The following is a 15101-nucleotide window of genomic DNA, read 5'->3' on the forward strand; positions in this document are numbered from 1 at the left end:
CTTCAGGGGTTGGGATGCTTCGGGTACCGGTGGAGTGCCGCCAGCCGCTCGAACTCCTCCTCGGAGATCGGGAGCGTGGTGTACCCGACCAGCATGCTGTACGTCCGCTCCCAGCCGCGTGGTGTCCACAGCTCGTACTCGAGCTCGTAGGGGTTCGGCATGCGCTTGGCCAGGAAGAGGATGTTGTCCAGGTCGTAGACGCTGTAGCCCTTGCGGAAGACCGCCTGGTAACCGAAGCTCGGTCCGCGTGTCGTCATCACGGCGATGTAGCGGGAACTGCGGAAACCGCGCTCGCCTAGTTCCAGCACCCACCAGCCGGGCTCCAGCCGCGCGAACAGGTCGGTGGCCTGCCAGCCGAGGTCGTCGATCGTCTCGTCGGCCGAGCCTGTGCGGCGGACCAGGACGTGCTGGTAGCCCCCGTCCTTCACGGCGCCGCCGAGCCAGACGTCGAAGTACCTGACTTCCGCGGTTTCCCTGCCCAGGCTGATCCGTTGGACGTCCTCGCGGCCGACCGGCCGCACGTACCTCTGCCGGGGCTCCTGGCTCAGCACCCACGTCCCGTCGTGCAGGAACAACTCCCAGTTCCCGTGGCCGTCCGCCGGGCAGCGGATCAAGGCGTGCGCGCGGTCGACGTTCACGACGTCGCCCAGCCCGTCGAACTCCGCGAAGTAGTAGTGGCCGTCCACCGGTTCGGCTCGCCGCCGCGCCGCCAGCAGCGCGAGAACGGCGGCCGGCTCCTCGTCCTGCTGCCGTGGCGGTGGCTCTGGCCGTTCGGCGTCGGTCCGGCGCATGAGCTGCTCGATCTCGGCCGGGGTCGCCTCGCGGTACTCGTCGTCGGAGTCGCGCTCGCGGGCATACGACAGATCTCGGCTCGACCCCCACCTGCCGTGGCCCTCGTACCGTTGCTCCTCGTAGACGGTGACAGAGCGGTAGAGACCTTGGGCGTTGAGGACGTCGGACATGCCGCGCCCATCTCTGAACAGCGCGTAGTAGCGGTAGTCGGCCAGGTACGGCTCGAAGATGCGATCACCCCCCAGTGATTGCCCCCATTGGAACTTATAACGCACCGGGGGACTTGCCGCAAGACCCCGGGTCGCCCTCACAATTCGTTCCCTGAAGCAGAGGGGATTTCACGATGCTATTTCTGGTGTCCACGATCGGCTCGCGGGGAGAGGCGCAGCCGGTCACCGCGCTGGCCGTGCAACTGAAGGCGCTTGGCAACGACGTGCACGTGGTCGCGCCTCCGGACTTCGAGGAGCTCGTGACGAGCAACGGGGTCGGCTTCACGCCGGTCGGGCCGATGTTGCGGACGTTCAGGTCTGCCGACGTCAAGCCCGGTGACCTGGCACGACTGGCCGAGGAGTCGGTGCGGGAGCAGTTCCGGGTGATCGGCGAGGCGGCACGAGGAGCGGACGTCCTGGTGGCGGGTGGCGCGCTGCAGCACGCCACGCGGTCGGTCGCGGAAAGCGTGAATGCGCATTACGTGTATGCGAGCTTCTGCGCGAACACGTTGCCTTCGCCCAATCACGCACCGCCCGCGATGTTGGGTCGCGTTCCGGTGAACGGAACGCCCGAGGAAAACCTCCGGCAATGGGAACAGCAACGCCCGCTCTTCGGTCACGCGCGCGAGACCATCAACGCCGAACGCGCCGAACTCGGCCTGTATCCGGTCGACGACGTCCGCGACCACATCTTCAGCGACGCCCCGTGGCTCGCCGCGGATCCGGTGCTCGGCCCGTGGCCCGGTCCTGGCGAGCTCGTCACGACGGGCGCCTGGCTGATGGATGACCAGCGGCCGTTGTCGAAGGAGCTCGAAGCGTTCCTCGACGACGGCGAGCCACCGGTCTACTTCGGGCTGGGCAGCATGCACGGAGCCCACGACGCCGCGCACCAGGCCGTCGAGTCCGCGCGCAAGCTGGGCAAACGCGTTGTCCTGCAACAGGGCTGGGCCGGTTTGCAGCTCGCCGACGACGCACCCGACTGCATCGCGATCGGCGAGGTGAACCAGCAGGCGCTGTTCCGCCGGGTCGCCGCGATCGCGCACCACGGCGGTGCGGGCACCACCACGACCGCCGCGGCCGCCGGCAGGCCGCAGATCGTGCTGCCCCACATGTACGACCAGTACTACTGGGGCAACCAGGTCGAACGGCTCGGCATCGGCCGCTCCAGCACGGCGGTCACGACCGAGGTCCTCGCCGAGGTGCTCGACCTTGCCGACGAAGCCGCCGAGGTGGGCACGCGGGTTCGCACGGACGGCGCCGCGGTCGCCGCGGAACTTCTGATGAAGGGGTGAACCGGACGAACTGAGACGTACGTGTGTTGGGTGTCCGCACATGAGGGGTGACCCGCACATGTCGTACCAGGTTGGGCTCGATCTCGGATCCGCAGGCACCACCATCACCACCGACCGGGGCGTCGCGACCCGCGCCCGGCGTCGTCACGACGCCCCGGCCAGGGAGGTCGCGCAGATTCTCGGCGACCTCGCGTCGAGGCTCGGGGAAGCACCGAGCCGGGTCGCGATGACGCATCCGTTGTCCTGGCCGCACGAGCACCTCGAACAGGTGCGCCTGGACCTCATCGACGAGGGGCGTGCGGACGTGTTGTTCGTGCCCGCACCGCACGCCGCGGCCATCGCGTTCGACGACACGGTGGTGCTGCCGGAGCACAGCGCGGTGGCGGTGTTCGACTTCGGGGCGACGGCCGCGGACATCACGTTGCTGCGCAAGCAGGGTGTGTTCCTCACCGCCGGCCGCCCTGAGCGGGTCGACCTCGGCGGGTTCGACCTCGACGACCTGGTGGTGGAGCACGTCGTGGCGAAGATCGGCACGCACAGCCAGGAGCTCGTCCAGAGCTGCGTCGAGGCCAAGGAACTGCTCGGCAGCTACCCCGAGGTGCGGATTCCGGTGGTCTCGAACGAGGTGCGCGAAGTGCGCGAGGTCAGGCTCAGCCGGCTGGAGTTCGAGGCGATCATCAGACCGTCCGTCGAGCTGGCCGTCGACGCCCTGGAACGGGTCGTCCGAGCGGCCGGACTGTGCGAGCCGGACGTCATCCTGCTCGTCGGTGGCTCGTCGCGAATTCCATTGGTGGCCAAGGAGATCTCCGCGAGGCTGGGCATCGCGGTGATGCGGGCACCGGACGGCGCGGCCGCGATGGGCGCGTACCTCGAAGCCAGGCAGCTGGAACCGGAACCGGCTGAGCAGCCCGCCGTCTGGCTGCCGGAGCCGCGCGAGGAAGCCAGGCCGAAGCGCCACCTTCCGACGACGCCGTTCATCGCGGCCGGGCTGTTGGCGGCCGTTCTGGGAGGCGGGTGGGCCGCGCACGAGGCGATGAACCGCCCGGAGGTGGAGACGACCAGCGTCGAGCTGGCACCGGCCGGAACCGCTTTGCTGCCACGGATCTAGAGCGCGCGGATCTCCTTCAACGTCCGATCGATCTCCTCGGGTGTGTTCAGAATGGACGTTCCGACCCGCGCGTACGGGATGCGGTACGCCGCCGTCGTGACCTGGATGCGTTTCGCGGCGAGCCTTGCCACGACCTGATCTCCGGTCTGGCCGGGAACGTCGAAACACGCCAACCCGGCCGACATCGAAGGATCACGCGGTGTGTGGATCACGACGCCGGGGATCGCGGCGAGACCGTCCTTGAACCGGGCAGCCAGCTCGGCGATGCGGGCGGCCACCCGGTCACGGCCCAGCCCCTGGTGGAACTCGACGGCCGCGCGCACCCCGTAGTAGTGCTCGAACGGGTGGAAGCCACCAGGGCCGAGGGCTGCTGTCGCGCTGCGGTTGCTCAGGCTCGGCAGCAACGGCACGATCTGGTCGCTGACGGCAGGATTCACCCAGACCATGCCGGTGCCGCGCGGCCCGAACAGCCACTTGTGCGTTCCCGCAACGAAAACGTCGGCACCCAGCCGGGCCGCGTCCGCGTCGACGGCGGCCAGACCGTGCACGCCGTCGACGATCAACAGACAGCGGTCGGCAGCAGAACGGCCGCGGTTGGCCTCGGCGACGACGTCCGCGCACGCTCGCACCGGCATCCGCACGCCCGTGCTCGACTGCACCCACGTGATGCCGACGGCACGGGTCTGCGGCGTGATGGAACTCCGCAACCGGGTGGCGACCTCGTCCTCGGTCACGCGGGCCGAACTTTCATAGAGCGTCCCGATTCTGACGCGCGCCCCGGCCCGTCCGGCGGCGAGTTGCGCGGCCTGCTGGTGCCACGCGTGGTCCTGGTCGCTGAGCAGCAGCTCCTGGTCCGCGCGCAGCCGCAGCCCGCCGTAGACGATCGACAGCCCGATGGTCGTGTTGGGCACCAACGCGATGTCATTCGCCGCGCCACCTACGTACTGCCCGAGGGCGGCGGCCACCTCCTCGGCTTGCGCGGGCATCAGGTCGTGCGAGTTGGCGTCGAGCTTGCGCTTGAACGTGTCGACCGCCGCACGCACCGAGCGCGGGTTCGACGCCAGGTAGAACAACCCCAGGTTGGTCAGCGTCGGATCGAGCCGGAACTCGCGGCGCACGGCGCCCCAGTCCAGTCCCGGCGCGGCCGACGCGGCGGTCGGCGTGACGGCGAGCAGCCCGGTTCCGACGAGGAAGTCACGACGCTCCATGCCTCCCATAGAACCGCTCGCGGACGTTGTCGGACAGTGCCTTCTTTTCGGGCGCGAAGGGCACTCCTGTGTTAAGAGCCTTGGCGCCGAGCGTGCACAGCTCGCCGAGCATGCTCACGCCGATCGACAGCTGCGTCGGCGCGTGCCCGCCGACCAGCAGGCCCAGACCGAGCGAGGCGCCGATCGACGTCACCCACACGAGCAACGTCCATGGCGTGTACCGCTGCCACAGGTGGCCGTCGCGGCTGAACAGCTTGATCGTCATGCCCCGCAACGCACCGAACGCGAACCCCACCGCCAGCGGCAGCAGGTAGATCAGGTGAAAGCCCTCCAGCGCCCGGATCCCGAAGAACAGCAGGAACGCGGGCGGCGCCAGCAGGTCCCTGGCGTTCAAGGGCTCGCCAACGAACCGGCGCACGAGCACGTACAGCACACCGGCCGCTATCAGCACATATGTCATCGACATCCCCCTAAGTAGCATGACCTTGCTACTTAAACTAGCAGGGTCATGCTACAAAAGGCAGGTGTCTCCGAGAGTCGTCGATCCCGTGGCCCGTCGCCAAGCCGTCGCCGAGGCGGTGTTCCGCGTGGTCGTCAGGGACGGCGTCGAGCAGGCGTCACTGCGCAACGTCGCCGAGGAAGCAGGCCTCGCGATCGGCTCGATCCGGCACTACTTCGACAGCCACGACGACATGATCATCTTCGCGGTCGAAGCGTTGATCCACTCGATCGACGAACGCGTGATGGCCCACGTGCAGTCGCTCGGAGACCGCACCGGAGATCTCCGCCGACCGGGAGAACGCGTGCTGTCCGAGGTGCTGCCGCTGGACGACCGCAGGCGCGACGAAGCCGTGCTGTGGCTTGCTTTCGTGACTGCGGCGCGCACCCGTCCGTCGCTCAGGCCGCACGCCGAACGGCTCTACGACGGACTCCGCCAATTGTGCCACCGAGCCCTGACAGTGATGACCGAACACGGGACGGTGGGCGAGATCGACGTTCAGCTGGAAGCGGAACGGCTCGCGTCACTGCTGAACGGCCTCACGGTCGACGGCGTGCTGCACCCGGACCGGATGACCCCGGAACTCATGGTGTCGTTGCTGCGCCGCCATCTCGACTCGCTGCGGTAGCTTCCACGACCCACACGGGCAGCGACGGCAGGTCGTTGACGCCGGTCAGCACGATCGTGTCCGACGAGAACCGGGTGATCTCCCAGCCGGCGTCCTCCACCGCGGACCGCAGTTCCGGCGCGCTCACCTCGAACGGCCCGCCCTCGACGGCGAGCGACGTCAGGTTCAGCAACGCCCCATCGGCTGCCGCGGCGCGCAACGACACCATCAGTCCAGGACGTCCTGAAACCGGCAGGCAGTGGAACAACGCACTCGCCAGCACGGTGTCGAACGGTCCGGTGAACGAGGATCCGACCACCCACTCGACGCCGTCACCACGAGAGCGAGCCGTCTCGATCGCGGATGGTGCAATGTCCACACCCGTGACGCGAAACCCGCGCGAGGCGAGGAAGAGCGCGTTGTCGCCCGTCCCGCACCCGGCGTCCAGCACGTGCCCGCGGAACCGCCCGGCGGCCTCCCACGCCACGACGACGGGCTGCGGCGCCCCGATGTCCCACGGCACACCGGTGTGCGGCATTCCCTCGACCAGCGCGCCACCCCGGTAGAACCCCTCGAAATCAACCATGCGCCCAGCCTGGCCAGAGCAAACTCGATCCAGCGGCCAAAAGCAGGAATGCGGCGGAATCCGCCACGAACTACCATCCGAAAGGTGGAATCCCTCGACCGGAGACTGGCGCACGCGCTCCAGATCGACGGCCGCGCCCCGTTCGCGAAGATCGCCGACGTCCTCGGCGTCTCCGAACACACCGCCGCCCGCCGCTACCTCCGCCTGAAGGAGCACGGCATCAGGGTGCGGGGTGCGCTCAACCGGTTCCGCCTCGGCCACCACGCCTGGACGTTGCGACTGCGCTGCACCCCGGACGCCGGCCCCGCACTGGCCCAGGCGCTCGCGAAACGCGACGACACCTTCTGGGTGCACCTGATGTCCGGCGGCACCGAGATCTCGTGCCTCCAACAGGTGCAGACCCCGGACGAGCTGCTCCTCGACCGGCTGCCGAGACGTCTGGTGGACGTGAGCGCCCACAACATCCTGCGGGGCTTCGCGTCGCCCGGCACGTGGCGCGGCATCGCCTGCCTGGAACCGGACGAGGTCGCCGCACTCGACCCGGAAGTCGAACCGGAACCACCCACCGAACTGACCCCGCTCGACGAGGCACTCCTCAAAACGCTCGAAGCGGACGGCCGCGCGAATTTCGCCGAGCTGGCCACCAAAGCGAAGACGTCCGAGTCGACCGCGCGCAGACGGGTGGAGCACCTCAGGAGATCGGGTGTGCTGGAGCTGCAGTTGGACGCCGATCCATCACGATTCGGTTTCCCCACGCAGGCCAGGCTGTGGATGCGGGTGGAACCCCGGAATCTCGCCGGGATCGGGGCAACCATGGCCACCCACCCGGAGGTGTACTTCGCAGCGGCCACAACAGGACCCGCGAACCTGGTCGCCAGCGTGACGTGCCGGAGCGGAGGAGAGTTGTACGAGTACCTGACCGAGAGCCTGGGGAGCCTCGACGGGGTGAGGGAGATCGAGACCGCACCGGTTCTCCGAACGCTGAAACGTGTCGCGATGGGCGAGGATGATGCATTCTCGTACCGCACCTGAAGGTCATCTGGGGGATGGAGGTGTGAGCGTGCGAGCGCTCGTACTAGGGCCGGTCGAAGTGTGGGTCGGCGACAGACAGGTGAGCCTCGGCGGACCGAAGCCGAGAACACTGCTGGCGGCACTGCTGCTGCAACCACGTCAGGTCGTGCCGGTGGAACGGCTGATCGACCTGATCTGGGACGAGTCACCGCCGCAGACAGCGGGCGCGCTCGTGCACACCTACGTGTCCTCGTTGAGACGCGCCGTCGGCAAAGCCCTGGTCACCAGGGCGCCGGGCTACCTCCTGGACGTGGACAGCGACGTCGAGCAGTTCAACAGGCACCTGACCACGGCACGGCAGGCGGAACGGGCGGACGACCCGGCCACCGCCATCACGCACTACCAGCACGGTCTCTCGCTGTGGCGCGGTCCGGCGCTGCACGGCGTCGAGTCGGCGTTCGCCCGCGGGCACGCGCTGACGCTGGAGGAGTCGAGGCTCAGCGCCGAGGAGGGGCTCGGCCGCTGCGAACTGGCGCAGAACCGGGTCGAGGACGCCATCGCCAGGCTGTCCTCGCTCGCCCACGCCCACCCGGCCCGCGAGGACACCCGCGAACTGCTCATGCGGGCGTTCCACCGCGCGGGACGGCAGGCGGACGCGCTCAACGTCTACCGCGACGCCCGCGAGTACCTGCTCGACGAGCTCGGCATCGAGCCCGGCGAGAAGCTGCGGGACCTGCAAACGGCGATCCTCAACGGCACCTTGGAGGTCGCGCCGCCGAAGACCGTCGTGGCGACGGCGCCGGTCGTGACCACGCAGCAGGTCGTCCCGCACCACCTGCCGCCGGACATCAGCGACTTCACCGGCCGCGAGGAAGCGCTCAAGCAGGTCCTCAGACTCACCGAGGGGCAGGAGGAGCGCACCGCGACGCCGACGGTGGTCGTGTCGGGCTTCGGTGGGGCGGGCAAGTCCGCGCTCGCGGTGCACGCCGCGCACCTGCTGCGCAAGTCGTACCCGGACGGCCAGCTGTTCGCGGATCTTCGTGGTGCGGGGCGGGATCTGGAGCCGCAGGAGGTGATCGGGCGGTTCCTCGGGCTGCTCGGCATCCCCGGCCAGGACCAGCCCGCCGCACCGGACGAGCGGGTCGAGCTGTACCGGCGCACGGTGTCGGACCGCCGGCTGGTGATCGTGCTCGACAACGCCCGCAGCGAGGCCCAGGTCCGGCCGCTGCTGCCGGGCAACGCGAACTGCTTCGTGATCATCACCAGCCGCAGCAGGCTCACCGGACTGGAGGGCGCGGAGCCGATCGAGCTCGGGTTCTTCAACTCGGTCGTCAGCGAGGAGATGCTCAGCCGGATCGTCGGCAGCGAGCGGGTCGGCGCGGAACCCGAAGCGGCGCAACGGATCTCGGAGCTGTGCGGCGGTGTGCCGCTCGCGCTCAGGGCCGCCGGGGCGAAGCTGCTGGCGCGCCCGCACTGGCCGTTGAAGACGCTCGCGAAGCGGTTGTCGGACGAGCGCCGGCGACTCGACGAACTGGAAACCGGCGACCTCGCGATCCGGTCGTCGCTCAAGCTCAACTACTCCGAGCTGGACGCCCGGCACCGCAAGGCCTTCCACCTGCTGTCGGTGCTGGACCTGCCGGACTTCGGGGCGTGGATCGCCGCGCCGTTGCTGGACATCTCGCCGTACGACGCGGAAGACGTGGTCGAGCACCTCGTCGACCTGCGCCTCGTGGACGTCGCCGGTGTCGACCAGATCGGCCGGGTGCGCTACCGGTTCCACGACCTGGTGCAGCTCTTCGGCACCGAGCAGGCCGCGGGCGAACCCGTGACGGAGGCCGTGACGCGGCTGCTGGAGACGTGGCTCGCGCTCGTCGAGACCGGCGTGAAGAAGCTGCCGCGCGTGACGCTGGGACTGCGGCCCCAGCTCCAGACCGAGATCGAGGTCGATCCGCGGCTGGGGGAGGACGTCGAAGAAGACCCGACGGGCTGGCTGCACTCCGAGACGGACGCGGTGGTGCGCGCGGTCGAACGCGCTCACGACCTCGGTGTCGACGAGCTGACCACGACCGTGATCACGTCGCTGCTGTCGTCGCCTTTCGCGGCGCGCAACGAGTTCGGCAACTGGCAGCGCACTCACGAGGTCGCGCTGAGGTCGGCCAGGGAACGCCGCAACCGGCGGGCGGAGGCGGTGCTGCTGGCCGGGCTCGGGCAGCTGCGGTACGAGCAGGACGACTTCGCGGCGGCGCTGACGAGCTTCCAGCAGGCGGCGGAGATCGCACGCGAGATCGACGAACCGGAGACGCTCGCCGTCGCGTGCGTCGGCATGGGCACGGTCTACCGCGACCTGGCGGAGTTCGAGCGCGCCCGCGAGCTGCTCGACCAGGCGATCGAGCTCGGTGACGACGGGGTGGTGGCGGCGGCGAGCTACGGCGTCGGCGCGATTCACCGCGACCACGGCGACCTGGCCGAGGCGACGAAGGCGTTCAAGCGGTGCGTCGAGCTCTACCAGGCGCAGGACGACCAGCGCGGTGAGGCGTTGGCGTTGCGCGGCTTGAGCTTGTGCCACCGGGCCGCCGGCGCGTTCGCGGAAGCCGTTGTGCTGAGCCGGGAAGCCGAGCAGATCCTGCGGGAGGCGGGGGACGAGCTCGGTGCCACGTACGCGGCTCAGTCGCTGGCGAAGGCGTCGCTGCGGGCGGGCGAGCTGGAGGGTGTCGACGACCTTTTGGCTGAGTGCCTGGAGGTCTGCACACGGCAGCACGACAGGTTCGGCGTCGCGCTGATGACGCGGACGCTCGGCGAGGTCGCGCTGGCTCAGGGCCGGGACGACGAAGCTGCTGCGCTGCTTGAAGATGCGCTCGCGCAGTGGACCGGGCTGGGGTTGCCGATCTGGCGGGCCCGCACCATGCGTGATCTCGCCGCCGCGACCGCGAACGACGAGATGTGGTTGCAGTCCAAGGAGTTGTTCGCACAGCTCGGCGCACGGGAAGCGAAGGAGCTGGACGGGCTGAGCGCCGGCGGATGGCGCTCAGCCCTGTGACTCACGACAGGCGCGGGGCGTCCACGGCCCAGTACCAGTTGTTGCCGGCGTCGTAGAGCCGCCACGACACCTTGGCGGTGCGCGCACCGGACGGGACGGCCACGGTCAGCGAGATCTGCTGGGCGAGGCCGTCCGCGGTGTGCGTCTTGACGACCTGTGCGGGGCCGCCGTCGAACGACACGCTCACGGCCGCCTTCTGCGCACCTTCCTGGCGGTAGTGCGAGACGTAGTCGAGCTTCACGCTCGTCTTGCCGGTCACGTCGTAACCAGGCGAGGTCATCGTCGAGTCGAACTTGCCGCTCGACGACGGCGAACCCTTGTCGTCCCACTCGTCCGGGTCCGCGACGGCGAAGACGCCACGCGCGCGGACGTTCGCCTCACGCTGCTGTCCTGCCTGGGTGCGCGTCCAGAAGTCGTCGGTGGTGAACGACCAGCCCTGCCACTCCGCGACACCCTGCGGCATCGACGACGAGGTGGTCACCGTCCAGCCTGCCGGACCCTGATGCGTCCATCCGAGAACCGAAGCAGGCACACCGGTTTCGTCCTGGCGCGGCTTCAACGTCACCGAGTCGAACGCGTCGACCGGCGCGCTGCCGAGCGCGTAACCGTCCAAAGTGGCCGGAACACCGAGGTGCTTCAGCGCGGACGCCGCGACGTCGACCAGCTTCGGCGCCACGGCGGGGCGAGCCGCGCCAGTGGAGATCACGAACGTCATCCGCTCCTCGGGCGTGTCACCGCCGTGGCCACCCGCGCCCGTGTGGCCGTGGTCGGTGGTGACCATGATCAGCCAGTCTTCGGACGCGTAGGTCGAACGCGACTCGACAGCGGCGACGAGACGCCCGATCTGCGCGTCGACGGTGCGGATCGCCGCGGTGTACTGCGAGGAGTCTGCGCCGTTGTTGTGGCCCGCGATGTCGACCTGGCCGAGGTAGACGAACGAGGCGTCGGCCGCGTTGGTGCGAAGGTGCTGCTCGGCGTCGACGGTGATCTTCTCGTCGGAACCGGGGTAGCCGGCCGCGTCACCGTCGAGCACGTACTTGCGGTCCTGGCCGCCCCGCAGGATCTGGTCGCTGATCGGCTTCCAGTCCACCGCCGCGTACGTCGACAGCGCGGGGTTCGCCGTGTTCGCGCGCTCCAGCCAACTCGGGTACGACGTCAACGCGTTGCCGGAGAAGGAGTTGTCCTTGACCTTGTGCTTGTCCGGCCACACGCCCGTGAGGATCGTGGACCAGCCGGGGCCGCTGGAGGTCTGGGCCATGCCCGACCCGTACAGCGCGCTGCGGGCGCCGTAGCCGCGGTTCAGCAGCGCGTGGACGTTGGGGGTGTCGGCGGCCAGCAGCTTGTCGTACCGGGTGCCGTCGAGTCCGATCACCAGCACCTTCGGCGTCTTCGCCGGTGCGGCGACAGCGGCCGGGGTCACCAGCAGCAGGGGCAGCAGTAACGCAAGAGCAGCTCTTGTCATGACAAGAAGAGTTGCGGTCTGCAACCGTCTTCAGCAATACGTAGAAGCTCGTGTTCACCCGGGCTTCGGCAGTTGTCAGGACAAGTTCACGAGCGCGCCGTCACCTGCACGTCGCGCGCGCTCAGCTCGGCACCGCAGTCGGTGCACTCGACCTTCGCCCGCACACCGCCGCCGCAGTCGCGGTGGTGCAGGTGGAACGACTCGTCCTCCTCGGTCGACATCCACTTCTCGCCCCACGTCCGCAGCGCCATCATCACCGGGTAGAGCTCGCGGCCCTTCTCGGTGAGCCGGTACTCGTGCCTGGTGCGGCCCTCATCGTGGTACGGCACGCGCTTGAGCACACCCTCCTGAAGTAGCACGTTCAGGCGGTCGGTCAGCACGCTGCGGGAGATCTCCATCGTGGCCTGGAAGTCCTCGAACCGGCGCGTGCCCAGGAAGATCTGGCGGAGCAGCAACAACGTCCAGCGCTCGCCCAGCAGCGCGGCGGGGCGGCCCAGGGTGCAGGGCATGCTGGCGAAACTCGCGTACGGCATGGAGCACAGAATACTCCTTGCGTTCGTTTTTCGAACTCAGCTACAGTTCGGATTCCGAACCCAGGGAGTCGATCCTCATGCGCGTCACCGAGCTCAACCGCGACACCGCGCCGGAAGCTGTCGACGCCGTGTTCGCCGGACTGTCCGCTCGAAGCCGCTACCTGCGGTTTCACTCTCCGACGCCCAGGCTGACCGCGTCCGCGCGACGCGTGCTGGTCGACGTGGACGGGGAACGGCACGCGGCCGTGTGCGCCCGGATTGGCGGTGACCCGGTCGGCATCGCCCGGTTGATCAAGACCGGCGAGTGCGGTGCGGAGATCGCGGTCGCCGTCGTCGACCTGTGGCAACGCCGCGGCGTTGCCACGCGGCTCCTGGAGGAGCTGACCGCGATCGCGGCCCGTCTCGGCGTCGCGGAGCTCAACGGCTCGATGCTGCCGGACAACGAGGGGATGCTCGCCCTGGTGCGCAAAGTCCTGCCGGGAGTGCGTCTGACCAGGGAAATCGACACCATCGAGCTGCGCTACCCGCTCGCCTGGGTGACCGCGGAGATCACGGATGCCGATCTTATAGACAGCTTGCAGAGGACTTAGAGGTTCGCCGCTGACGATGGGCGCGTGACCACCGCACGTGCCGCCGGCCGCCTCATCAGCCGCTCCGAGATCGTGGAGCGCGCCTGTTCGTGGCTGCGCGACTCGGTTCCGTACAGTCAGACGAAGTTCCACCAGAACGAGCACGGCATCTACCGCGCCGACTGCTCGGGGTTCGTGTCGATGGCGTGGGGGCTGCCGGGCAAACCGGAAGACCGCCACGGGGGGCTCGACACGCCCGCTCTCGTCGTGGTCAGCAACCTGATCCTGCCGGAGGAGCTGAAGGCCGGCGACGTGATCATCCGTGCGGACGGCACGAACGAGACCCGGCACGTCGTGATCTTCGCGGCGTGGGCCGAGGAACCCGGCCGGTACTGGGCGTACGAGCAGGCGGGTGGTCACCGCACCCGCCTGCGTTCCGTCACCTATCCCTACGAGACAGGCTCCGAGCTGTACGTCCCGCGTCGCTACGTCAGCGTGCTCGAACCGTGAACGAGTAGTCGCCGGTCTTGCCGCTCTCCGACCAGATGATGATCTGCGTCTTGCCGTTCTCGCCCTCGTGCTTGGGGTTCCAGCAGACGTAGTGCGGCGTGTAGGTCTTCGCCTCGTCCTCGGCTTCGGTCGAGAAGCCGAGCTGGATGTCCTCGCACGGCTTGCCGTCCTCGATCTCCACACTCGCCTCGGCGAACGTGTGGACGTCGACGCGGCCCGGCACGTCGAGCTTGCCCTTGACCTCGCCGGGCTTGGCGTCGAACGCGCGCTTCTTCAGCGTCACCAGGCGGAAGCTGTACTTGCCCTGCGCGCCCTCGTGGCCGGAGACGACGAGCTTGTGCCTGCCGGGCGCGGTGACGCCGAACTGGTTCGGGCCGGGCAGGCCGTTGCCCTTCTGGTTCGCGTCGCTCTCCTCCGCCGTGGCGACCTTGAAGTCGACCTCGCCCTCGACGTCGACGAGCTCGAACTCAGTGGCGTCGCCCAGGTCGATGTCGTACTTGTCCTGCTCGTCGGCGCTTGCGATGTCACCGGAGCGGGAGTCGCCGTCCTTGACCTCGCCGGTCGCGTTGGCCTTCTTGTCCTGCTGCTGGGTGGCCTGCGGTTCGGGCGTCTTCGTCGTGGACGTCGCGGCGGTGCTGCAGCCCGCGAGTACGACAGCGAGCGCGGCGATGATGGTGGTTCTCACTGTTCTCCCTCGTGCACGGTCCAGCCCGACTGGTTCGGGACCAGGACCCTGAATGCGTTGCTCGTGTCCTCGAAGTGGCGCAGCAGTTCGGTCGTCAACGCGGGGACCTCGCTGGTCTGGCAGCGCAGATCGTGGGGCACATGGCGATCGAAGAGCGACTGTTGTTCCACATAGGGCAGTGGACGGGCCTGATCGACCAAAGGCCTTGCCTTCACCCGCAACGGCCTGGCATAAGACGCCCCGATCACCGGGTCGCCCAGGAACGCCGGCACGACCGCGAGCACCCGGCGGCCGACGAGATCACCCGGCACGAACCGTTCCGGCGGTGCCGTGACGTAGGCGGCCAGCCCGGCGAACTCGCGCCCCCTCCGCGCGAGCTCGCCGAGCACCCCCAGTGCGGCAGGCGCGTCCGCCAGCCGGTACAGCAGCACGCCGCCGTAGACCTTGTGGTCCAACGGGTGCAGCTTCAGCGTGACGCTCGTGATCACGCCTTCCGGCTCCTCGGTGGTGACCAACTGGCCGTCGGCCGTGATGCACTCGGCGCGGACCAGGTTGTCCCTGGTCGTTCCGTGCAACGGCGTCAGCCAGCCCTGTGCCCTCCCCAGCACGGCGCCCACCACCGAGGTGCGCGACAGCCTCGGGCCCGGTGTGGCGAGCCCGTGCGCCTGCGTCGCCGCGTCCAGCTCCGCCCAGGTGGCCCCCGCCTGCACCTCGGCCGTGCCGTCCCTGACCGTGATCCCCTTCAACGCGGTCAGGTCCAGCGCCAGCTCGTCCGGGCTCGGCTTCCGGCTCGTGGTGACCCGGATCCGTTGCTGCGACGCGAACCGCATGGTCGCCGAGATGTCGTGCGGTGTGGCCACCCGCACCTCGGCGACCGCGGCACTCCCCCCGGAGTCCGGCGTGCGCACGGTTCCCCTGACCGCCGTGCTCAACGTCGTGATGTCCATGGGTTGAAGCGTGGCGACCCGGCGTTTCACGGACGTCTCACCGGTG

General features: G+C 69.0%; 15 protein-coding genes. 7 read left to right on the forward strand and 8 right to left on the reverse strand.

The window, feature by feature from the left end:
• Positions 1–2: 2 nt before the first annotated feature.
• Complete coding sequence (locus AB0M24_RS32095; RefSeq protein WP_363776391.1) at positions 3–1067, reverse strand: hypothetical protein; 1065 nt, start codon at positions 1065–1067, stop codon at positions 3–5.
• Between the two features lie 68 nt (positions 1068–1135).
• Between AB0M24_RS32095 and AB0M24_RS32100 the strand changes: the two genes are divergently transcribed.
• A complete protein-coding gene (locus AB0M24_RS32100; protein WP_363776394.1) occupies positions 1136–2293 on the forward strand; it encodes a nucleotide disphospho-sugar-binding domain-containing protein in 1158 nt (385 codons plus the stop codon).
• A 58-nt stretch (positions 2294–2351) separates the two neighbouring features.
• On the forward strand, positions 2352–3401 hold the full coding sequence (locus AB0M24_RS32105) for an Hsp70 family protein (RefSeq protein ID WP_363776397.1): 1050 nt from the start codon (positions 2352–2354) through the stop codon (positions 3399–3401).
• Here AB0M24_RS32105 and AB0M24_RS32110 read toward each other — a convergent pair.
• Positions 3398–4609, reverse strand: a complete 1212-nt coding sequence (locus tag AB0M24_RS32110) for an aminotransferase class V-fold PLP-dependent enzyme (RefSeq protein ID WP_363776400.1) — start codon at positions 4607–4609, stop codon at positions 3398–3400. The two genes, AB0M24_RS32105 and AB0M24_RS32110, sit on opposite strands and share 4 nt — an antisense overlap.
• Positions 4596–5069: a DUF1453 domain-containing protein gene (locus AB0M24_RS32115; RefSeq protein WP_363776403.1), complete on the reverse strand. Its 474-nt coding sequence runs from the start codon at positions 5067–5069 to the stop codon at positions 4596–4598. Before AB0M24_RS32115 ends, AB0M24_RS32110 begins: the two co-directional genes overlap by 14 nt.
• 64 nt (positions 5070–5133) lie before the next feature.
• On the opposite strand from AB0M24_RS32115, the gene AB0M24_RS32120 reads away from it, so the two are divergent.
• A complete protein-coding gene (locus AB0M24_RS32120) occupies positions 5134–5736 on the forward strand; it encodes a TetR family transcriptional regulator C-terminal domain-containing protein (protein WP_363776406.1) in 603 nt (200 codons plus the stop codon).
• On the opposite strand, the gene AB0M24_RS32125 is transcribed toward AB0M24_RS32120, so the two are convergent.
• Positions 5693–6301, reverse strand: a complete 609-nt coding sequence (locus AB0M24_RS32125) for a class I SAM-dependent methyltransferase (protein ID WP_363776409.1) — start codon at positions 6299–6301, stop codon at positions 5693–5695. The two genes, AB0M24_RS32120 and AB0M24_RS32125, sit on opposite strands and share 44 nt — an antisense overlap.
• A gap of 84 nt (positions 6302–6385) precedes the next feature.
• Here AB0M24_RS32125 and AB0M24_RS32130 point away from each other — a divergent pair, with 84 nt between their 5' ends.
• Together AB0M24_RS32130 and AB0M24_RS32135 are read left to right on the forward strand one after the other, a co-directional pair.
• Complete coding sequence (locus AB0M24_RS32130; RefSeq protein ID WP_363776412.1) at positions 6386–7333, forward strand: Lrp/AsnC family transcriptional regulator; 948 nt, start codon at positions 6386–6388, stop codon at positions 7331–7333.
• 22 nt (positions 7334–7355) lie between these two features.
• A complete protein-coding gene (locus tag AB0M24_RS32135; RefSeq protein WP_363776415.1) occupies positions 7356–10349 on the forward strand; it encodes a BTAD domain-containing putative transcriptional regulator in 2994 nt (997 codons plus the stop codon).
• Position 10350: 1 nt separating this feature from the next.
• Here AB0M24_RS32135 and AB0M24_RS32140 read toward each other — a convergent pair whose 3' ends face one another.
• Positions 10351–11811, reverse strand: coding sequence for an alkaline phosphatase family protein (locus AB0M24_RS32140; RefSeq protein WP_363776418.1), 1461 nt, complete (start codon positions 11809–11811; stop codon positions 10351–10353).
• Positions 11812–11897: 86 nt separating this feature from the next.
• A complete protein-coding gene (locus AB0M24_RS32145; protein ID WP_363776421.1) occupies positions 11898–12344 on the reverse strand; it encodes a helix-turn-helix domain-containing protein in 447 nt (148 codons plus the stop codon).
• A 77-nt stretch (positions 12345–12421) separates the two neighbouring features.
• On the opposite strand from AB0M24_RS32145, the gene AB0M24_RS32150 reads away from it, so the two are divergent.
• Positions 12422–12934, forward strand: a complete 513-nt coding sequence (locus AB0M24_RS32150; RefSeq protein WP_363776424.1) for a GNAT family N-acetyltransferase — start codon at positions 12422–12424, stop codon at positions 12932–12934.
• A gap of 24 nt (positions 12935–12958) precedes the next feature.
• On the forward strand, positions 12959–13423 hold the full coding sequence (locus AB0M24_RS32155) for a hypothetical protein (RefSeq protein WP_363776427.1): 465 nt from the start codon (positions 12959–12961) through the stop codon (positions 13421–13423).
• Here AB0M24_RS32155 and AB0M24_RS32160 read toward each other — a convergent pair.
• Positions 13404–14108: a hypothetical protein gene (locus AB0M24_RS32160; protein ID WP_363776430.1), complete on the reverse strand. Its 705-nt coding sequence runs from the start codon at positions 14106–14108 to the stop codon at positions 13404–13406. The genes AB0M24_RS32155 and AB0M24_RS32160 overlap by 20 nt on opposite strands.
• Positions 14105–15055, reverse strand: a complete 951-nt coding sequence (locus tag AB0M24_RS32165; protein ID WP_363776433.1) for an FAD-dependent oxidoreductase — start codon at positions 15053–15055, stop codon at positions 14105–14107. The genes AB0M24_RS32160 and AB0M24_RS32165 overlap by 4 nt, the downstream gene beginning before the upstream one ends.
• Positions 15056–15101 lie beyond the last annotated feature (46 nt).

Source organism: Lentzea sp. NPDC051838 (genome assembly GCF_040681245.1).
Classification (GTDB): Bacteria; Actinomycetota; Actinomycetes; order Mycobacteriales; family Pseudonocardiaceae; genus Lentzea.

Bases quoted from the DNA above. Each gene is read 5' to 3' on its own strand.
- AB0M24_RS32125 (WP_363776409.1), bottom strand. From the start codon at position 6,301: ATGGTTGATTTCGAGGGGTTCTACCGGGGTGGCGCGCTGGTCGAGGGA.
- AB0M24_RS32105 (WP_363776397.1), top strand. From the start codon at position 2,352: ATGTCGTACCAGGTTGGGCTCGATCTCGGATCCGCAGGCACCACCATC.
- AB0M24_RS32100 (WP_363776394.1), top strand. From the start codon at position 1,136: ATGCTATTTCTGGTGTCCACGATCGGCTCGCGGGGAGAGGCGCAGCCG.
- AB0M24_RS32110 (WP_363776400.1), bottom strand. From the start codon at position 4,609: ATGGAGCGTCGTGACTTCCTCGTCGGAACCGGGCTGCTCGCCGTCACG.
- AB0M24_RS32145 (WP_363776421.1), bottom strand. From the start codon at position 12,344: ATGCCGTACGCGAGTTTCGCCAGCATGCCCTGCACCCTGGGCCGCCCC.
- AB0M24_RS32165 (WP_363776433.1), bottom strand. From the start codon at position 15,055: ATGGACATCACGACGTTGAGCACGGCGGTCAGGGGAACCGTGCGCACG.
- AB0M24_RS32150 (WP_363776424.1), top strand. From the start codon at position 12,422: ATGCGCGTCACCGAGCTCAACCGCGACACCGCGCCGGAAGCTGTCGAC.
- AB0M24_RS32115 (WP_363776403.1), bottom strand. From the start codon at position 5,069: ATGACATATGTGCTGATAGCGGCCGGTGTGCTGTACGTGCTCGTGCGC.
- AB0M24_RS32140 (WP_363776418.1), bottom strand. From the start codon at position 11,811: ATGACAAGAGCTGCTCTTGCGTTACTGCTGCCCCTGCTGCTGGTGACC.